This window comes from Anaerococcus nagyae, assembly GCF_040364225.1.
Lineage (GTDB): Bacteria > Bacillota > Clostridia > Tissierellales > Peptoniphilaceae > Anaerococcus > Anaerococcus nagyae.
The window spans coordinates 475242-495831 of sequence record NZ_AP031484.1 but is presented as its reverse complement, the minus strand read 5'-3'; the positions used below and the strand labels follow the sequence as shown (position 1 = coordinate 495831).

The window sequence follows — 20590 nt, the reverse complement described above, 5'->3', positions numbered from 1 at the left end:
ATCTCCTAAAATTGTTCCAAGAATCTTTTGTCGTTATCATATAGTAATCTAATATCATCTAAGCCATATTTAACCATAGCTATCCTATCAACTCCAAGTCCAAAAGCAAATCCTGTGTATTTCTCGCTATCTATACCACATGCCTCAAGAACTTTTGGATGAACCATGCCTCCGCCTAAAAGTTCCATTGACCAACCAGTATTTCCACATGCTGGACACCCTTCTCCTCTACAAACTGGACAAGTTGCATCTACTTCTAAAGATGGCTCAGTAAATGGAAAATGATGTGGTCTATATCTTAATTTTATGTCATCTCCAAACATTTCTTTTATAAATGTTTCAAGTGTTGCCTTTAAATTTGCCATAGAAACACCCTCATCTACTACTAAACACTCTAATTGATGAAACATTGGTGAATGAGTAGCATCTACTTCATCATTTCTAAAAACTCTACCTGCTGAAACCATCTTTATAGGAAGTTTACCTTTATTCATAACTCTTATTTGCATAGATGATGTATGTGGTCTTAGTAGTATATCATCAGTTATATAGAAAGTATCAGATGTAGATCGTGCTGGATGATCAGCTGGGGAATTTAAATCATCAAAAACATTTTTAACAGTATCTATTTCTGGCCCTTCTACAACATCAAATCCCATATTTTGGAAGATTGACTCGAGTTCTTCTAATGTTTGGTTAATTAGCGCTAAATGTCCACTTTCATTTTTATCAAAATGAGCTGTTACATCTATCTTTTCTTTCTTAATTTTTGCATCTAGTATTTCTTTATTTACAGCATCAATCTTTTTAGACAGAGATTTTTCTATCTTTTTACTAGTTTCATTTATTAGCTTGCCTGCCATTGGTTTTTCTTCATTTGGCAAATTTGAAATATTTTTCTTAAGATCAGTCATCTTACCTTTTTTACCAAGATAAGTAACTCTAACTTTTTCTAAATCATCAAGATTTAAAGCAGAATCTATTTCATGTTCTGCTTTGGCCAAAATATCCTTTAAATTTTTTTCCATTTATTTCTCCTAAATTTGTATAAAAAAATTCCGTCCTATAAAAGGACAGAATCTTAATAAATCTGCGGTACCACCTTAATTGGTTATATAAACCCACCTCTAAAGCTTTAACGCAGCTTTTACGTATCAACTACTTATTTCATATCAAACTTCATCGGTGAATATCAAGCTTATAATGAAAGGCTCTCATCATCCCCTTCTTGCTGGTAAGTAAAGCTATTTTGCCGAATCATTAGCCAAGTTTATTCATTAAAATGCTAGCTGCTATAGCAGCATTTAGTGATTCTATTTTGCCTTGCATAGGAATTTTTACAAAAATATCTGTAAGATTTCTTATATCTTCACTAAGACCATTTGCCTCATTGCCTATAGCAAGAATTAGATTATCATCTATCTTACACTTGTTTATATCATACCCGCTCATATCAGCGGCTACAATTTTATATGTATTTTTTAACTTATGGAGCTCGTCTATATTACATTCTTTTATATTTAATCTAAAAATTGAGCCCATTGAGGCTCTTAGTGTTTTTTCATTATATATATCAACAGTACCAGGTGTAATTATTATATCGCTAAATCCAAATGCTTCAGCACTCCTTACAATAGTTCCCATATTACCAGGATCATTTAAATGATCTAATAGTAAAACTTTAGAATTTGTAATCTTATCTGAGGATTTCTTTTTTACAACAGCTCCAAAACCATCCGGATTTTTAAAGGAACTTAATTTATTAAATAGGCTTTCTGATAATACTAATTTTTGATAGTTAGTACTATAAGAAGCATTATTTTCTGATAAAAAAATAAAATCAATATCAGCAGAAGAGATAGCCTCTTCTACTAATTTTCTTGATTCCACTATAAAGGAGCTTTCAGCGTCCCTGTATTTTTTATTTTTTAATTTTGATATATACTTATAATTTTTATTAGAAGTAGATTCTATTACCATTAGGCATTTTGATTAGCAAGTTCTACTAGTTTGCTAAATTCAGCTGGATTTTCTACAGCAATTTCAGCAAGCATTTTTCTGTTAATATCAATGTTTGCTTTTTTAAGATTACCCATCAATTGTGAATAAGTTGTACCATTTTGTCTTGCTGCAGCGTTGATTCTTGCAATCCATAATTTTCTAAAATCTCTTTTTCTGTGTTTACGTCCTATATAAGCATAGTTTAATGATTTCATCACAGCTTGATTAGCTGTTCTATATAAAACGCTCTTTGAACCGTAGTATCCCTTAGCTTGTTTTAATACTTTTTTATGCTTTTTCTTTGCGTTTGTAGCTCTTTTTACTCTTGCCATTTCTCTTACCCTCCTAGATTACATTCCTAATAATTGTTTTACATTTCTTTCATCAGCTTTAGAAACTACAGTACCTTTTCTAAGCTTTCTTTTTCTAGCTGGTGATTTTTTAGCTGTCAAGTGTCCTTTATAAGCTTTTCTTCTAGTTACTTTTCCACTGCCTGTAACTTTAAATCTTTTAGCAGCAGATCTTCTTGTTTTATTTTTATTAGCCATATTACTCTCCCTTTTCTGTATTTGGTTCTAGGAACATTACTAAGGATCTACCTTCCATCTTAGGTTTTTTATCAACTATAGCAGAATCTCCTAGCATATCTTTGAATTTATCCATTAATTCATAGCCTGGTTCTTTACGACCTAGCTCACGTCCTCTAAATCTTATAGAAACTTTTACTTTATCCCCGTTATTTAAGAATTTAATAGCTTGATTTGCCTTAGTGTGCAAATCATTATCTTCGATATTCAAAGAAAATCTTGTTTCTTTAAGTTGAGCATTTTTTTGCTTTTTCTTATTTTCTTTTTCTTTCTTTTCTTGATCGTATTTGAACTTACCGTAATCCATTATCCTAGTAACAGGTGGTTTTGCATGTGGACTCATTAGAACTAAGTCTAGTCTTTTCTCATCAGCACGATCTTGTGCATCTCTTAAAGTTGTTACACCTACTTGGTTACCATTTTCATCAATTAATCTTACCTTGTCAGCTCTAATTTCGTTGTTTATTCTTAAATCTTTTATAGTTATACCTCCAATGTATAATTACATAAAAAAAGCGGGCACAAAGTACCCGTTTAAATTTTTAAAATTTATCTTTAAAAATTATTAACCTACAAATATTAATCTATCAATCGGTAGGTGAGTATTGGGTACTTCTTCGTTGTCTATGAACTATATATTACTACTATTCTCTCATTTTGTCAAATAATAATTATAATTTATTAGTCTAATTTAAATAAGCCAAAGCCATACAAGCCTGGTCCAGTATTAGCTCCTAAGGTTGGGGAAATTTGTATTTTAAGATAATCCTTTGCATTAGCTATTATATCTGATAGTTTATTCTCTAACTTATCCATACCTTCTTCATATCCCCCATGGCATAGAAATATATAGTAATCTTTTACATTATCTATCTCTTTTTCTGCTAGATGTCTTAGCTCTTTTAATAATTTCTTTTCTCCTCTAGCCATTTTATAAAGCTTAAAAACACCTTCTATTGGATTTACTGTTATTATAGGTTTAATTGACAAAGCATCTCCGATTTTACCAAAGCTTCTTGGAACTCTTCCACCTTCCACAATGTATTTGAATGAATCAATTGTAAAAAACACCTTGGAGTCATTCTTTTTTTCTTCTAATTTATTTATTATTTCATTAAATGAATAGCCTTCATCAATTAACTTTTGTGCATAAATAGCAAAAAATCCTTCTGCCATAGATAGATTAGCAGAATCAAATACGTAGCTTTCTAATCCATCTATCTTGGCCATATTCATTAAATTATAGGTACTTGAAAATTTTGAGCTTAAGCTTATAGCAATTACTTTATTGTAGCCATCAGCTTTAATTTCTTCATATTTTTTTATTGCATCTGCTGGAGATGCTGTACTCGTCTTAGGCAAACTATTATGTTTTCTAATCCAATCATAAAATTGATCCGGACTAATTTCCTCTCTATCTTTAAAATACTCGCTATCTAAGTTTACATATAGCGGTAAAAAATATACATTTAATTTCTTGGCTAAATCCAAATCTATATCAGATGCTGAATCTATCAGAATCGCAATTTTTTCCATCAAAGCTCCTATTAAATTAATTTTGTTAAGTCACATTATAATATTTATACCATAATTAATCTTTCATATCTATTATTACTTGTTGATTTTGCTCATATATTGCTCTTACTTCTGTTTTAGGGTAAGTGTGATTTTCTTTAAAAGTGAGAGATATTTCTTCATTTGATCCAAAATGCATAGGAAAGAATACTTGAGGCTTGACTTCCTTGATAAAAATATCTGCCCCCTTATAATAATTTTCTTCTAATCTATAATCTACTGGAAAGAAAGCTATATCTATATTTTCTTTTTTTATCTTATCAATCTCTTCCATGAAATCATCGTATTCTTTTTTCATAGTAACATCATCATTATCTTTCCAAGCCCAATAATTTAAATCACCAGCATGAAATATTTCTATATTATCTAAATATAATAATATAGAAACACCCTTATCTGTAGATCCAAATGTCTTAATTTTAAGCTTAAACCCATTGTTAAGTTTTATTTTATAGGTTTGATTCTTATTTATAAAATGTACATTCTTAGAAGAATAAAGACTTTTTAACTGATCCATTGAAAGTTTATTATTTTTTATATAGATAATATTTTCATTCTTCTCCAAACTGCCAATATCAGAACTTAAAATATATGTTTTATCTTCCATACCAGGAACTTTTAAAATTTCCGAAGTATAATGATCGTCATGTCCATGACTTGCAACAAATATAACTTCTTTATCTTCTGGTATATTAAGTACACCTTTATAGTAATCAAATATTATAAATAGATCTTCTGTTTCTACTGTATAACAACTATGGTATATATAGGTAATAATAATTTCGTTTTTCATATCCACTCCAATTCTCCTTTGCTTTATACCCATTAATTATTCTAATAAGTAGTATAATAATTTGATAGGAAGTGATTTTATGAAAAAAGAAATAAAAACTAATGCAATGAGAGTTTTAGATAAGCTTAATATAAACTATGAACATATAGACTACGGACTTGAAGGGGACTTTGTATCCTCAGTAGATTTATCAGAAAAAACTCATCAAGACATAGACTATATTTACAAAACACTAGCAACTATATCAAACACAAATGATATTTATATTTTTGTTATACCAGGAGCAGCTAGTATTGACTTTAAAAAAGCAGCAAGATGTGTTGGAGTCAAAAGTTTAGAAATGCTTGCTCTTAAAGAATTAAAACCAAAGGTAGGTTATGAAAGAGGTGCCACTACTTCTCTTGCTATGAAAAAAGATTTTCCAGTTATAATAGATAAAAGTGCTAACGATATGGAGTTCATAAAAGTATCTGCAGGTAAGATTGGTCATAGTTTAAAAATAAATCCCAAAGATTTATCAAAAGCTAATGATGCTAAGTTTTTTGATGTTATCCAATGAATGTAGCAATAGAAAAGTCTTATGATTCAATAAAACTAATTTTCCCAAATGATATTGAATCAAAAAGGTTAAAATTATTAGTAATACTTTCACCTATTTTTATTGCATCCTTTGATAACGGCACTTATGAACTGGAATTTTTAAAAAATACAATAAAAAAATCTAAATACCCATATGGTCTATATCCTAATTTTTTTAATGATTTCAATATAAAAAAATACAGAGACTCATACGATAGTTATAAGGTTAAAGAGGATATATTTCTTAATTCAAATAATGAAATAGAATTTGTTGTAAATCCTATGAATGATATTTATATAAAAGCTCTATCAAGCCTAATAGAAGCTATTATAATAGATGATAAGTCCAATGAATACTTCACTAATTATTTTGCAAAAATCAGGGATGATATAGTAATAAATGGCAGAAGGTCTATTATAGCAAATGGTATACAAGGATTTTACTTATCTAAATATATAGTGGTTTGGATGATAAATCTGTGTGATTATATCAAAAAAAATAATCAAAAAATCTATGAAGATACAATTCCTATATATGAACTTAGTAACAATCTAAAATCTATTAGAACAAATATAAGTAAACAATAAGAAATGGGGCTATTACAAAATAGATAGATCGTTCCAAAATCATTCGAAAACCCTATCAAAAAGTATATCTGTAAGCCGACAGGTTTATGCTTCCATAAACCTGCTGGCTAAATCTCAAACTTTCTTATAGAATCAAATGATGGAACGATAGATATCTATGAATCTGAAACAACCCCATTTTAATTTTATTAAGCTTTTTTAATTTCTTCTATAAGAGCTGGTACAACTTCGTGAAAATCTCCCACTATACCATAATCACAATTCTTAAAGAATGGTGCACTTTCGTTATTATTGATTGCAACTATTGTCTTAACATCTGTGATTCCTTGTAAGTGTTGTAAAGCCCCTGAAATACCTACTGCAATGTATAGATCACCTTTAAATTTTTGTCCTGATAAACCTATATATCTATCCAGTGGTAAATATCTCTTAACTTCTGCAACTGGACGTGATCCTCCTATTGCTGCTCCTGTTTCTTTAGCTAATTCTTTGATGATTTCTTTGTTTTGCTCTTCACCTATACCCATACCAAAAGATACTACTCTATCAGAATCTTCAAATGCATAGTCTGGATCCATATCTTTTTTATCAAATGTATAGCCATCAGCTTTTAGAGCTTCTACTAACTTCTTAGCTGATTCTTTTGGGTCACCCTTAAATATTTCTTTCTTTCTATCTCCTACTATAGAAGTTTTCGGTTTTCTTCTTCTCTTTTCACCAGTTTCTTTATTTTCACCTTTTTCAGATTTTTCTGGTCTTGGTAATAGATAACTTGCAATTACTACTCTCATGATTTGATTAGTACCTTCATAGATTTGAGTAATCTTAGCATCTCTATAATGTCTTTCAACATCTACACCCTTGATAAATCCAGATCCACCGTAAAGTTGTAGGGCATCTGATGTAACTTTATCAGCTAAATCCGAAGCAAATAATTTTGCCATAGCCGCATCTTTGCCATAACCTTTTTCATGGTTTTCTTTTTTATCTGCTGCATCATATACTAAAAGTCTAGCTGCTTTTATTTGAGTAGCCATATCAGCTAGCATAAATTGTGTATTTTGGAATTGTGCAATTGATCTACCAAATTGTTCTCGTTGTATAGTATATTCCTTAGCTGATTCATAAGCTCCTTGTGAAATACCTAGAGCTTGAGCAGCTATACCTATTCTACCACCGTCTAGAATCATCATTGCTTGTTTGAATCCCTTGCCTAGTTCTCCAAGCAAGTTTTCTTTTGGAACTTTTACATTATCAAAATGAAGTTCAGCAGTAACTGATGATCTAATACCTAATTTATCGTATGGTTCTGAGAATGTAAATCCTTCAAAATCTTTATCAACAATAAACATTGAGATACCATGATTACCCTTGCCTGGTTCTGTAACTGCTGTTACTAGGTATGTTTGAGCTTCAGGTGCATTTGTAATGTAAATTTTCTTACCATTTAGTAGGTAATACTCTCCCTTATCTTCTGCTGTTGTTTCTGTTCCAGCTGAATCAGAACCTGCATTATCTTCTGTAAGACCAAAACCACCAATAGATCTACCATCACAAAGTGGTTTTAAATATTTTTCCTTTTGTTCGTCAGTACCAAATTCATTGATACCCCATGTACCAAGAGACGTATGAGCTGATAAAATAACACCAACACCACCATCTACTCTAGAAAGCTCTTCTACAGCTATTGCATAATGCTTTTGGCTAAGTCCAGCTCCACCCCATTTTTCTGGAAAAGGAATACCAAATAAACCAAGTTCTCCCATCCCTTTAACTATTTCTTTTGGGAATTCTTTTGTTTGATCTAGTTGAAAAGCAATTGGTTTTACTTTCTTTTCAGCAAAATCCCTAACGTATTGTCTAAATTCTTCTATATCTTTTGGTAAATTATATGACATATTATCTCCTATTGTTTAAAATCATTAATCTTTTACAAACATTGAAATTGTTTGCCTAATATTAATATACCCAAATCAAATTAAAAGCCCTCATTAATGTAAAGTCTTTTATAAAGGTATAGTATTATGTGTATTAAGTATGAAATTTTAATCTATACAAAAGTAATAAAGAGGTAATTGTGAATTTTAGTGATATATTAAATATTGAGTATTTAGAATGTAATAACGAATTTGTTAAAGCAAGGATTAAGTTAAAAAAAGAATTTGCTAATAATATAAATAGTCTCCATGGAGGTATTACTGCAAGTATAGCAGATTCAGTTAGTGGTTATCTGGCTAGTAGTATAAAAATAATGACCCCTACAAATAATATGAGTATCTATTATTTAAATCCAATAAGAGTTAAAGAGGGAGATTATGTTTACGCTGAAGCAAAAACTATTAAAAGAGGTAAAAAAATAATAGTAATAAACTGTCAAATTTTTGATAATAACTATAACTTATCTGCAGAAGCTACCACATCGTTTAGTCCTATGGAAAGGAAAATTTCTAAAGATAAATAATAATATTATTATAGCTTACATTAAATCTAATATTAGGACTAAACAAAAAGGATGCTCATTAGCATCCCCTTCTTTTTTATTTATTAGAATTTCTCCAAATTCCTAACTCATCAGCTTCTTTTATTAATTCATCTCTATTATCTGGATGAGCTAAATTTATTAAAGCTTCAGTTGCTTGCCATGTTGATAATCCTTTAAAGTTTTTAATACCTTGTTCTGTAGCTATATAGTGAGTATTGCTTCTGACTGCAGTTGCTTGAGTGCCTGGCTTAAATGTAGGTACAATATTTGATACTCTGTTACCTTCTTTATCAACTCTAGAAGATTTAAGAGCAACTATTGAGCGACCACCTTTAGATCTATATGCACCTAAAATGAAATCTAGTGCTCCACCTGCTCCAGAAATATGTCTAGTTCCAACTGTTTCGGAAGAAATTTGTCCCCATAAATCCACTTGCATAGCTGTATTAATAGATACAAAGTTATCCAAAGATGCAATAACATCTACATCATTCGCATATCCTACTGGAACTGCCATTAATTCTTCGTTATGATCTATATAATCATAAAGTTCTTGACTGCCTGCAGCAAATGCATACGTTTGACGACCTACATCACGATTTTTCTTCATACCAGAAATTCTACCAGCTTTAGCCATTTCAACAAAAGCATCTACGTACATTTCCGTATGAACACCTAGATCTTTAAGATCTGATTTAGCAATTTCTGATCCTATAGCATTAGGAAGTCCACCTATACCTATTTGTAGACAATCTCCATCTCTTAATAATCCCACTACATTTTCAGCAACTTTAAGCTCTTCTTCACCAAAGTTAGCTTTGCCTAAAGTTAACATATCATAATTTGCTTCATATACATAATCTACATCTTTGATATTAATATAGTTTAAGTATCCGCCGTAAGCTACTGGTACATTTTCATTTACTTCTAAAACTACCTTTTCAGCATTATTAAATATTTCCCAAGCATGACTTGCAGATAAACCAAAGTTAAAGTTACCGTGTTTATCCATCGGAGATACTTGCATAACAGCTAGGCTAGCCTTTTCAGCATTTTCATTAATGTATCTACCTATTTCACTGTATTTAATAGGAATAAAATACGCACTGTGATCACGTTTATTTATAAGAGCTCTTTCAGTACCAGAAGAGTGCCAAGAATGATAAATAAAGTGTTCTCCAGTTTGATCGGCCTCTCCTATTGCTAATTGATATGGAACTACTCCACCTCTAATTTTCACATCATGAAGTTCATCTACTCTTTTAGCTAAAGCTTCATCAAAAGCCTTTGGAGTTAATGCACACCACGCTATATCAATCCAATCACCATCTTTAACTAGACCAGCAGCCTCTTCTACACTTATAAGCTTTTTTTCATATTCTTGCTTAAAATCCATAAATACCCCTCTAAATTTATTTTAAAATCGTTTTCTTTATATAAAACCATTATAGCATCATTGATAATAAATATCTAGAATAAATATATTTTTAACGTATTCTACACTCCTACCAATAAGCTAGTGTATAAAAATGATCTCCCAAATCTTAATATCTGGGAGATCATTTTTTATTTTACTTTAAATATTATCTTTCAACGACAATAGCTGTACCCATTCCACCACCTATACAAAGTGTTGCAAGACCTTTTTTAACATCTCTTTTTTGCATTTCATATAATAAAGTTGTGAAAATTCTAGCTCCTGATGCTCCGATAGGGTGACCAATTGCTATTGCTCCACCATTAACATTTACTATATCAGTATTTAATCCTAATTCTTTAATAACTGATAAAGCTTGAGCAGCGAAAGCTTCATTAGCTTCTATAAGTTCAATATCTTCAAGATTTAAGTCAGCTTTTTCTAATGCTTTTCTAACTGTAGGGATTGGGCCTGTTCCCATAATTGCTGGATCAACACCTTCTGTAGCATAAGAAACAACAGTTGCAAGTGGAGTTACACCTAATTCTTTAGCTTTTTCTTCACTCATTACTACTAATGCTGCTGAACCATCATTAAGACCAGATGCGTTTGCAGCTGTTACAGAACCGCCATCTCTTTTAAATGCAGGTTTAAGACCTGAAATACCTTCAGCTGTAACGCCTTCTCTTATGTGTTCATCTGTATCTACAGTTGTAACATTTCCTTTTCTATCTTTAACTTCTACTGGTACGATTTCATCTTTGAATCTACCTTCAGCTCTAGCTTTTTCAGCTCTATTTTGACTCATAGCCGCAAGTTCATCTTGTTCTTCACGAGTTAGATTATACTTTTCAGCTATATTTTCAGCTGTCATTCCCATGTGATAGTCATTAAATGCATCCCAAAGACCATCTTTAATCATTTCATCGACAACTTTTTTGTCTCCCATTCTAGCTCCCCATCTCTCTTCATTTAGTAAGAATGGAGCGTTAGACATAGATTCTGTACCACCAGCTACAACAATATCAGCATCTCCAGCTTTAATCATTTGAGCTGCTAATGATACTGATCTAAGGCCAGATCCACAAACAATGTTAACAGTCATTGCTGGCTTCTCTTTAGGAATACCTGATCCTAGAGAAATTTGTCTTGCTATATTTTGTCCAAGACCAGCTTGAAGTACACAACCAAATACTGTTTCATCTACATCTTCTGGTTTTATTCCAGCTCTATTGATAGCTTCCTTTACTGCTGTAATACCTAAATCTTTAGCAGATACTGATTTTAATGATCCGCCATATGAACCTACTGGTGTTCTTGCTGCACTTGCTATTACTACTTTTCTAGTCATTTTATATCCTTTCTATATTAATTATTATATGGTTATCCGTTGATATCTTATTTACTATAATCGTAGAATCCTTTACCAGATTTTCTACCTAATTCACCTGCTGCCACTTTTTGTCTAAGAAGAACTGGAGCTGCATATTTATCAGAACCGATTGTATCTTTTAAGTAGTCCATAATATTTAATACAATATCAAGACCAATTAAGTCAGCTAATTCTAGTGGTCCCATTGGATGGTTTGCACCAAGTTTCATAGCTGTATCGATTCCTTCTGGAGTTGCTAAGCCTTCTTGAAGAACATATATTCCTTCAGAAACCATTGGTATAAGAATTCTATTTACAACAAAACCAGGAGCTTCTTTAACTTCAACAGGAGTTTTACCAATTGCTTCAGTTATTTCTTTAACTTTAGCAACTGTTTCATCACTTGTTGTAAGACCTTTTATAAGTTCAACAAGTTTCATTACTGTTGCTGGATTAAAGAAGTGCATACCAATTACTCTATCAGCTCTGCCTGTAGCTGCTGCAATTTCTGTTATAGAGATTGATGATGTATTTGAAGCAAGTATTGTTTTTTCATCACAAAGTTCACAAAGCTCTTTAAAAATAGATTTTTTGATTTCTGGATTTTCACTTGCCGCTTCTATGATAAGATCACAATCTTTAAGTTCATTTACATCTGTTGTAAAATTTAATCTACCTAAATATTCATCTTTTTGTTCAGCTGTAATTCTTTCTTTTGCAACTGCTTTCTCAAAAGATTTTGTAATAGTATTTCTTCCTCTTTCAACAAATTCTTCACTGATATCTCTTACAACAACATCATAATGTTTACTCATTACTTCTGCTATACCAGCACCCATTGTACCTGCACCAATTACACCAATTTTCATATTACTCTCCTTATTTATTTTGAAATTCAGCTTTTTCTTTATTTATAAAAGCCTTAGTTCCAGTTTTCATATCTTCTGTTGAGAAGGTTAATCCAAAGTTATTTTCTTCAATTCTTAAACCAGAATCTATATCTACTTGACCACCAGTATTGATAGCCTCTTTGGATAATTTTACAGCTATTGGAGCTTTGCTAGCTATACTATTAGCTAGTTGATTAACTCTTTGTTCTAGTTGATCAACTTCTACAACTTCTTGTACCAATCCAATTTCCAATGCTTTATCAGCTTTAATATTTTCTGCAGAGTAGATTAAGTATTTTGCCCAACCTTGTCCTACAAGTCTTTGAAGTCTTTGACTACCACCAAAACCAGGCATAATTCCAAGACCAACTTCTGGTTGACCAAATAATGCTTTGTCGCTAGCAATTCTAATATCACAAGCCATAGCTAACTCACAACCACCGCCTAAAGCAAACCCATTAACTTGGGCTATAACAGGAATAGGTAATGTTTCTATTTTTCTAAATACAGATATACCTTTTTTACCAAAGTCACGTGCCTGGATCGGATTTAATTCAGACATTTCTTTTATATCAGCACCCGCAACAAATGATCTACCCTCTCCAGTAATAATTAATACCCTTAAATCACTATTATCTTTCACTTCTTCTATAGCTTTATCTAGATCATTTAAAACATCAGAATTAAGTGCGTTTAAAGCATCCGGTCTATTGATTGTTATTTTTGCAATTGATTCATTTATTTCATATTTTATGGTCTCGTAGGTCATAAGTTCCTCCTAATGTTTAAAAACCAAATTAAAATTTATAGAATTAAAGCTACCCATATATTTACTTATGAAATTTCAAATATCTAGGTAGCTCAAATCACATCATTATTATTTATTGTTTATAAAATTATATTAATTGCCTTTTTTCTCTTTAATTTTTTCTGTTAATACTGGTAATATTTCAAATAGATCTCCAACTATTCCATAATCAGCTACAGAGAATATAGGTGCATCTGGATCTTTGTTGATAGCAATGATAGTATCACTAGCACCAATACCAGCTAAGTGTTGAATAGCTCCTGAGATGCCTACAGCTATATAAACTTTAGGTCCTACAGTTGTACCAGATTGGCCTACTTGGTGAGAGTGTGTAACCCATCCTGCATCTACTAAAGGACGAGATGATCCTGCAGAACCTCCAAGAGCATCAGCCAAATCTTCGATAAGTTTATAGTTAGAAGGATCTCCTAGACCACGTCCACCTGAAACTATATATTCAGCTGCTGTCAAGTCTACATCGTCTCCTTCATCTCTTGGGATAAAGTCAAGGATTCTTGTTCTAACTTCATCTGTATACTCAATTGTTTCTGAGATTTCTTCAATATTTTCCTTAGCTTCAACTTCTTCTTTAGAGAATACGCCAGGTCTAACCGTACCCATTTGTGGTCTAGAATCTGGAGATAAGATTTGTGCCATTAAGTTACCACCAAATGCTGGTCTAGTCCATTTTACATCTCCTGTTTCAAAGTCTACATCTAACTCTGTACAGTCTGCTGTAAGTCCTGTTCCAAGTCTTGATGAAACTCTTGGTCCTAAATCACGACCATTCATTGTAGCACCAATTAAGATTACATTTGGACTATGTTTTTCAACTAATTTACATAAAGCATTTGTATAAATATCTGTATTGTAATCTTTGTAATCTTCGCCTTCTACAGTGATTATGCTATCTACGCCATATTTTTTAACTTCTTGACGAGCTTTTTCTACATTTTCACCGATAATTACAGCTACTAATTGCTCTTGAAGTACATCGGCCATTTTCCTACCAGGGTTCATTAATTCAAGACCAACATTCATAGCTGATCCGTCTTCTTTTGTCTCTACAAATACCCAAAGATTTTTATTTTCTGACATGTTTCCTCCTTAAATAAGCTTTTTATCAGCTAATGATTCCATTAACTTATTTACTGCTTCTTCAGGTGCTAGATCTTCATAGATTTCTCCTACTTTTTGGATATCAGGAGCATAAGATTTAGCCACTCTAGTTGGTGAACCTTTTAATCCAATTCTTGATGGATCGATGACATCAGACATATCTTCAAAGGTTACTTGGCTAATTTCAGCTTTTTTAGCTTTTAATTTATCTTTTATCTTTGGATATCTTAATTCGATGTCTGCATATTTAGTGAAAGTAACTAAAGCAGGGATAACAGATTGAACATTTCTAGCTCCACCATCTGCTTCTTGTAATACTTTGATACCCTCATCATTAAGTTCAGCCTTAAATCCACGTGTAACTTGAGGTAATCCTAGTAACTCTGCAATTTCTGGACCTACTTGAGCAGTATCACCATCTATAGCCTGCATACCACAGAATATTAAATCAGGTTCACCTTCTTCTTTTGCAATTGTTTTGATTGCATTAGATAAAATATAGCTCGTAGCTAATGTATCAGATCCACCGAATTTTCTATCTGTTACAAGGTAAGCTTTATCAGCGCCTACAGCTAGACAATCTCTAAGCATATCTTCAGCTTGTCCTGGTCCCATAGATATAACAACGATCTTTGTTTCAGGATCATTATCTTTAATTCTTAAAGCTTGCTCTAAAGCAAATGAATCATAAGTATTTAAAATACTTGGAACACCTTTTCTCACTAAAGTGTTTGTAACTGGATCAATTTTTATTTCATTTGTATCCGGTACTTGTTTTGCACATACAAAAATGTTCATTTTTACTCCTTTTTTATTACTATTTCAATAAATCTCCGGCAACAACCATAAGCATAACTTCTGATGTACCTTCATAAATTTCAGTTATCTTAGCATCTCTCATCATTCTTTCAACTTCGTATTCCTTAATGTAACCATACCCACCAAGAATTTGTACAGCTTTAGTTGTTACATCCATTGCTACTCTTGCTGCTTTTAATTTTGCAGTAGCTGCTGCTACAGTGTAGCTTTCGCCTTCATCTTTAAGCGTAGCTGCTTTGTATACTAAGTGTCTAGCAGATTCAATATCTATAGCCATTTCTGCTAATTTAAATTGTGTATTTTGGAATTTAGCAAGTGGTCTACCAAATTGTTCTCTTTCTTTAACATATTTAGTAGCTTTTGCTAAAGCGCCTTCAGCAATACCAAGAGCTTGAGCAGCAATACCGATTCTACCACCATCAAGTGTTTGCATTGCTATTTTAAATCCTTTACCTTCTTCAAGTAATAGATTTTCTTTAGGAACTTTACAATCTGTAAATATTAATTCTCTTGTAGAAGATCCCTTAATACCCATTTTATCTTCAATAGTACCTGTTTTAAATCCTTCGAAGTCTTTTTCAACTATAAATGCTGAAATCCCTCTTGTACCTTGAGATTTATCAGTCATTGCAAATACTACATAAGTATCAGCATAACCAGCATTAGTTATAAATATTTTAGAACCATTAAGTACATAATGATCCCCATCAAGTACAGCAACAGTTTTTTGTCCTGCAGCATCTGTACCAGCATCTGGTTCAGTAAGAGCAAAAGCTCCGATAGACTCACCTGAAGCTAATGGTGTAAGATATTTTTCTTTTTGTTCGTCAGTACCAAATTTATTGATACAATCAGCACATAAAGATGTATGAGCTGAAAGAATAACGCCTGTTGTACCACAAGCTTTAGATAATTCTTCTACAGCTAATATGTATGTAAGTGTGTCAAGTCCAATGCCACCGTATTCTTCATCAAAAGGAATTCCGAAGAATCCTAGTTCTTGCATCTTCTTAACGTTTTCTTCTGGAAATTTATGTTCTTCATCTACTTCAATAGCCTTTGGAGCTACTTCTTTTTCAGCAAAATCTCTGAACATTTGTTGCATTTCAAGTTGATCTTCAGTTAATTTATACATAATTTCTCCTTTTCTTTCATATACATACCCAATTGGCTTGCATATTCATATATTATTAACTTCTTGTTACAAATATAACAATAATTTTAGCATTTGTCAACTCTTTTTGACGAATTTAATTTTGAAAATGTTTTTTAAGTTAAGATACTACCATAAATACTATTTATGTTAGTTATTTATTTATCCTTTATGCACCAATTGTCATCATTCAATATATTAATTAATATACCAATGCTAATTTCACCATACTTTCTATTACAAATAAGTAAAATAAGCAATTTAATTACGCAATTCCTTTAAAAAGTTATAATAATAAAATAATTAGTCTATCATTTATAAAACATTTTAGTTTATCTTGTAAAAAATTTAAGATAAAATTTTTGCAAACTAAAATAATTATGTTATAATGAAAACGAAATCATAACAATTTCAAATATTTGAAAATATCTTAGGAGGAATTATGACAGATTATAACAAAATCACTGAAGACATCATCTTTGATATAGAAGATGCTGTTTCTGGTAATGTATACGTTGGCGAAGAAATCAACGAAGATTTTTTCCACGATGAAATGCCTATTTATGGATCAGGAACACCTGATGTACTAGTAGATATACACTCAGCAGAAGAAGTAGCAGCTGTACTTAAGATTTGTAATGAAAATAAAATCCCTGTATTAGCAAGAGGAGCTGGATCAGGCTTAACTGGTGCTGGTGTAGCTATTAAACAAGGTGTTATGCTTAACATGCAACCAATGAATCAAATCCTCGAATATGATGAAGACAATATGGTTGTTCGCGTTCAACCTGGTGTTTTCTTAAATGACTTGGCTATGGATGCCCTATCAAAAGGTTACTTATATCCACCTGATCCAGGTGAAAAATTTGCAACTCTAGGCGGAAATGTATCTACTAATGCTGGTGGTATGCGTGCTGTAAAATACGGAACTACAAGAGATTATGTAAGAAGTATGCAAGTTGTCTTACCAACTGGTGAAATCACAAATTTTGGTGCAGTAGTAAGCAAATCTTCTACAGGATACGACTTAAAAGATTTAATGATTGGTAGTGAAGGTACACTAGGTATAATAACAGAATTAACACTTAAAATAGTGCCCGCTCCAAAAGCTACAATTTCTTTAATAGTGCCATTTGAAAATCTAGACGACTGTATATCCACAGTTCCTAAATTATTCAAAAATAATTTAAATCCACAAGCTATTGAATTTATGGAAAGAAAAATAGTTCTAGCTTCTGAAAAATACATAGGTAGAGAAACATTCCCTAAAAAAATAGATGGAGTTGATGCTAACGCATACCTACTTATCACTTTTGACGGCGATAATGAAGATGAATTGTATGATGTTCTCGAAAGAGCCGCAGAAATATTAGTAGAAAATGGCGCTATTGATTGCTTAGTAGCTGATACACCAAATGCTATCAAAGATGCTTGGGCAGCAAGAAGCTCATTCCTAGAAGCTATTGATTCACAATATGAATTATTAGATGAATGTGACGTAGTAGTTCCAATTACAAAAATAGCTGAATACGTTAACTTCGTAAATGAAGAAGCTAAGAACTATATGTTTGACGTTCAAAGTTTTGGACACGCAGGCGATGGTAACCTACACATATATACACTATCAAACGAAGTAGATAAACACGATGAATTCGTTGAAGAAGTTGATAAATTCATGGACGTAATTTATAAAGAAGCCTATGCTCTTGGAGGAAAAATTTCGGGAGAACACGGCATAGGACATGGTAAATTAAAATATCTAAAAGGATTCGAAGGTGACCTTAATACTGATCTTATGAAAGGAATCAAAAAAGTATTCGATCCAAATCAAATACTTAATCCAGATAAAGTTATCGGTCTATAAGCTTAAAGGAATCTATTATGAATTATTTAAAAGAATTTGTAATTCTTTGTGCATGTTTACTACTAGGTTCTTTGACAAGAAAAGCAATTAATTTTCCAATTCCAGAAGCAGTATATGGTATGATTTACCTATTTATTGCTTTAAGACTTAATATACTTAAACCAGAAGAAATAGAAAAAACTTCAAATGGTATCTTAGCTAACTTAGCATTTTTATTTGTACCAGTAGGAGTTGGTATCATGGCTAACTATGAAGTTATTCAAGGCAGAATATTAAAACTAGTTATAATTGTTTTAGTAGGTACCGCAGTAACTATGGGAGTAACAGGAATAATTGTCCAAAGTCTTCAAAGGAGAAAAAAATGAATTTGATATTTGATAATACCTACTTTGGTATAATCCTATCCTTTCTTGCCTTTGAAATCGGAAAATGGATTAATAGCAAAGTTAAAAATCCTATTGCTAACCCGTTGTTAATAGCTATTCTTCTAATTGTAGGTTTTCTAAAGATAACAGGCATACCTTATGAACACTATAAAATGGGTGGAGATTTTATAGCTTTCTTCATAGCACCAGCAACGGTTGCTATGATTCTAGATCTTTATTTAAATTTAGATTCACTAAGAAAAAACATAATTCCAATATTGGTAGGAGTTATTGTAGGATCAATTGTCGCTATGATTTTAGCTATTTTTGTTTCCAAAGGACTAGGACTTGATCAGGATCTAGTAGTTTCCTTAGTACCACAATCAATAACCACAGCAATAGCAATATCACTTACGGCTGAATATAATGGTATAGTTGCCTTGACAGCTATCATGGTTGTATTAAGAGGAGTTATAGGTGCAGCGATTGCTCCACTAATATTAAAAGTATTTAAAATTACTGATCCAATTGCTCAAGGTGTAGCTATTGGCACATCTGCCCATGCAGTAGGAACTAGCGAAGCTAGAAAAATGGGTCAAATCCAAGGAGCTATGTCTGGACTATCTATAGCAATTGCAGGTATTGTAACAGTTGTTCTAATGCCACTAGCAATGCTAATTGTAGATTCAGTATTCTAAGTAGAAAAGCCGTAAAATAATTATTTTATGGCTTTTTTTACAAAACAAATTGTAGCTAACTAGTAAAATATAGTTAATAAAATTTAAAAAATTATTTTAAGATTTAAGAAAGAAGGATTTTATGAAAATTGAATTGCCTTATGGAAAAGGTTTCCAAGAGACAGAAATATCAAACGAAAGAATTAATGGAGTACTTGAAGCAAGTATTGAAGAATACCAACCAGAAGACGATCAACTTACAATCGTAAAAAAAGCAATGAAAAATCCTATAGATTCTAAAAAACTTAAAGAATTAGCAGTCGGTAAAGATAAGGTTGTAATCCTAATTTCAGATCACACTAGGCCTGTACCTAGCAAATACATACTCCCACTAATGCTTAAAGAAATTAGAGAAGGAAACCCTGATGCCGATATAACTCTTTTAGTTGCTACAGGATGTCATAGAGGAACTACTAAGGAAGAATTAATTGGTAAGATTGGAGAAAATATATATAAAAATGAGAAAATATATATCCATGATTGTGATGATGAATCAATGCTAGTAACATTAGATGAAAAATTACCTTCTGGTGGCAATATAATAGTAAATAAATTAGCAGCTGAGGCTGATTTATTAGTAGCAGAAGGATTTATAGAACCACACTTTTTTGCTGGTTACTCTGGTGGTAGAAAGAGCGTATTCCCAGGTTGCTGTAGTCGTAAAGCAGTAATGTATAACCACAACGCAGAATTTATCGACAGTGAATATGCTAGAACAGGTAATCTAGAAAATAACCCTATTCACAAAGATATGATAGCTGCAGCTAAAGCACTTGGTCTTGTGTATATAGTAAATGTAGTAATAAATTCAGATAAAGAAGTAATCCATGCAGTAGCGGGAGATCTTGAAAAAGCTCATGAAGCCGGCACAGAGTGGCTTAAAGGAAAGGCTGGAGTAGATAAGAGATTAGCTGATATCGCAATAACATCTAATGGCGGATATCCACTAGATCAAAATATTTATCAAGCAGTAAAATCAATGACTGCTGCAGAAGCTACAGTTAAAGATGGTGGTGTAATTATAGTAAGTGCTGAATCTAGCGATGGTACAGGTGGAGATGCCTTCTATAACGCTTTTGTAAATGAGCCAGATACAGAAAAACTATATCAATCTTTCCTTGATACACCAAAAGAAGAAACCATACCTGATCAATGGGAATCTCAAATTCTATGCAGAGTTTTACTTAAAACAAAAGCGATTATCTATATATCTGATGTAGATGATGAAATAGTTAAAACTTTCCATATGATTCCAGTAAAAACACTTAATGAAGCTATGGAAAAAGCAAATGAACTCATGGGTAATGATAGTAGTGTAACAGTAATACCTAATGGTATATCTGTATTTATAAAATAAAATATAAAAATTTTAAATGGCTGTTGCAGAATGAATAAATAATCTCAAAATCATTAGAAAAACCTATAAGGAAATTTTGCTTCC

Annotated in this window: 22 protein-coding genes; 7 read left to right on the top strand and 15 right to left on the bottom strand. The window is 31.8% G+C overall.

All coding sequences use genetic code 11. The features are described from left to right. Positions 1–5: 5 nt before the first annotated feature. The 7 genes from pheS to ABXG81_RS02285 form a co-directional block, all read right to left on the bottom strand. On the bottom strand, positions 6–1028 hold the full coding sequence (pheS, locus tag ABXG81_RS02315; RefSeq protein WP_353529014.1) for a phenylalanine--tRNA ligase subunit alpha: 1023 nt from the start codon (positions 1026–1028) through the stop codon (positions 6–8). 232 nt (positions 1029–1260) lie between these two features. Next, positions 1261–1980, bottom strand: a complete 720-nt coding sequence (locus ABXG81_RS02310; protein WP_316111353.1) for an RNA methyltransferase — start codon at positions 1978–1980, stop codon at positions 1261–1263. Further along, on the bottom strand, positions 1980–2333 hold the full coding sequence (rplT, locus tag ABXG81_RS02305) for a 50S ribosomal protein L20 (protein WP_117521720.1): 354 nt from the start codon (positions 2331–2333) through the stop codon (positions 1980–1982). The genes ABXG81_RS02310 and rplT overlap by 1 nt, the downstream gene beginning before the upstream one ends. Before the next feature lie 18 nt (positions 2334–2351). Beyond that, a complete protein-coding gene (gene rpmI / locus ABXG81_RS02300) occupies positions 2352–2549 on the bottom strand; it encodes a 50S ribosomal protein L35 (protein WP_117521721.1) in 198 nt (65 codons plus the stop codon). A gap of 1 nt (position 2550) precedes the next feature. Then, complete coding sequence (gene infC, locus ABXG81_RS02295) at positions 2551–3084, bottom strand: translation initiation factor IF-3 (RefSeq protein ID WP_288222805.1); 534 nt, start codon at positions 3082–3084, stop codon at positions 2551–2553. A gap of 185 nt (positions 3085–3269) precedes the next feature. Beyond that, positions 3270–4124, bottom strand: coding sequence for a DegV family protein (locus tag ABXG81_RS02290; protein ID WP_117521723.1), 855 nt, complete (start codon positions 4122–4124; stop codon positions 3270–3272). 55 nt (positions 4125–4179) lie between these two features. Next, positions 4180–4956, bottom strand: a complete 777-nt coding sequence (locus ABXG81_RS02285) for an MBL fold metallo-hydrolase (protein ID WP_117521911.1) — start codon at positions 4954–4956, stop codon at positions 4180–4182. Between the two features lie 79 nt (positions 4957–5035). Between ABXG81_RS02285 and ABXG81_RS02280 the strand changes: the two genes are divergently transcribed. Both ABXG81_RS02280 and ABXG81_RS02275 read left to right on the top strand, forming a co-directional pair. Then, the gene (locus ABXG81_RS02280) at positions 5036–5515 is read left to right on the top strand and encodes an aminoacyl-tRNA deacylase (RefSeq protein ID WP_117521724.1); all 480 of its coding nucleotides are present in this window, start codon (positions 5036–5038) and stop codon (positions 5513–5515) included. Then, positions 5512–6123: a hypothetical protein gene (locus ABXG81_RS02275; RefSeq protein ID WP_353529013.1), complete on the top strand. Its 612-nt coding sequence runs from the start codon at positions 5512–5514 to the stop codon at positions 6121–6123. Before ABXG81_RS02280 ends, ABXG81_RS02275 begins: the two co-directional genes overlap by 4 nt. Before the next feature lie 188 nt (positions 6124–6311). Here the strand turns inward: ABXG81_RS02275 and ABXG81_RS02270 are convergent, their stop codons facing one another. Further along, positions 6312–8021: an acyl-CoA dehydrogenase family protein gene (locus tag ABXG81_RS02270; RefSeq protein WP_353529012.1), complete on the bottom strand. Its 1710-nt coding sequence runs from the start codon at positions 8019–8021 to the stop codon at positions 6312–6314. Positions 8022–8200: 179 nt separating this feature from the next. Here ABXG81_RS02270 and ABXG81_RS02265 point away from each other — a divergent pair, with 179 nt between their 5' ends. After that, positions 8201–8584 carry a PaaI family thioesterase gene (locus ABXG81_RS02265; protein ID WP_181965130.1) on the top strand — a complete coding sequence of 128 codons (384 nt, stop codon included), beginning with the start codon at positions 8201–8203 and terminating at the stop codon, positions 8582–8584. A 76-nt stretch (positions 8585–8660) separates the two neighbouring features. Here ABXG81_RS02265 and ABXG81_RS02260 read toward each other — a convergent pair whose 3' ends face one another. The 7 genes from ABXG81_RS02260 to ABXG81_RS02230 form a co-directional block, all read right to left on the bottom strand. Continuing rightward, on the bottom strand, positions 8661–10001 hold the full coding sequence (locus tag ABXG81_RS02260) for an acetyl-CoA hydrolase/transferase C-terminal domain-containing protein (RefSeq protein ID WP_353529011.1): 1341 nt from the start codon (positions 9999–10001) through the stop codon (positions 8661–8663). 187 nt (positions 10002–10188) lie between these two features. Beyond that, positions 10189–11373: an acetyl-CoA C-acetyltransferase gene (locus ABXG81_RS02255; protein ID WP_353529010.1), complete on the bottom strand. Its 1185-nt coding sequence runs from the start codon at positions 11371–11373 to the stop codon at positions 10189–10191. 47 nt (positions 11374–11420) lie between these two features. Next, positions 11421–12263: a 3-hydroxybutyryl-CoA dehydrogenase gene (locus tag ABXG81_RS02250; protein WP_117521730.1), complete on the bottom strand. Its 843-nt coding sequence runs from the start codon at positions 12261–12263 to the stop codon at positions 11421–11423. A 10-nt stretch (positions 12264–12273) separates the two neighbouring features. Then, entirely contained in the window at positions 12274–13053 is a 780-nt protein-coding gene (locus ABXG81_RS02245) for an enoyl-CoA hydratase-related protein (RefSeq protein ID WP_353529009.1), read from the bottom strand. Between the two features lie 132 nt (positions 13054–13185). Beyond that, positions 13186–14190 (bottom strand): electron transfer flavoprotein subunit alpha/FixB family protein, encoded by a 1005-nt coding sequence (locus ABXG81_RS02240; RefSeq protein WP_117521732.1) that lies wholly within the window; start codon positions 14188–14190, stop codon positions 13186–13188. Between the two features lie 9 nt (positions 14191–14199). After that, positions 14200–15009 (bottom strand): electron transfer flavoprotein subunit beta/FixA family protein, encoded by an 810-nt coding sequence (locus tag ABXG81_RS02235; protein ID WP_117521733.1) that lies wholly within the window; start codon positions 15007–15009, stop codon positions 14200–14202. A gap of 19 nt (positions 15010–15028) precedes the next feature. Next, positions 15029–16165, bottom strand: coding sequence for an acyl-CoA dehydrogenase (locus ABXG81_RS02230; protein ID WP_117521734.1), 1137 nt, complete (start codon positions 16163–16165; stop codon positions 15029–15031). Between the two features lie 460 nt (positions 16166–16625). On the opposite strand from ABXG81_RS02230, the gene ABXG81_RS02225 reads away from it, so the two are divergent. From ABXG81_RS02225 to larA, 4 genes are all read left to right on the top strand, one after another. Then, a complete protein-coding gene (locus tag ABXG81_RS02225; protein ID WP_117521735.1) occupies positions 16626–18047 on the top strand; it encodes an FAD-binding oxidoreductase in 1422 nt (473 codons plus the stop codon). A gap of 17 nt (positions 18048–18064) precedes the next feature. Further along, on the top strand, positions 18065–18412 hold the full coding sequence (locus ABXG81_RS02220) for a CidA/LrgA family protein (RefSeq protein ID WP_117521736.1): 348 nt from the start codon (positions 18065–18067) through the stop codon (positions 18410–18412). A gap of 5 nt (positions 18413–18417) precedes the next feature. Continuing rightward, a complete protein-coding gene (locus tag ABXG81_RS02215) occupies positions 18418–19110 on the top strand; it encodes an LrgB family protein (protein WP_117521912.1) in 693 nt (230 codons plus the stop codon). A 121-nt stretch (positions 19111–19231) separates the two neighbouring features. Further along, positions 19232–20506: a nickel-dependent lactate racemase gene (gene larA / locus ABXG81_RS02210; RefSeq protein ID WP_353529008.1), complete on the top strand. Its 1275-nt coding sequence runs from the start codon at positions 19232–19234 to the stop codon at positions 20504–20506. Positions 20507–20590 lie beyond the last annotated feature (84 nt).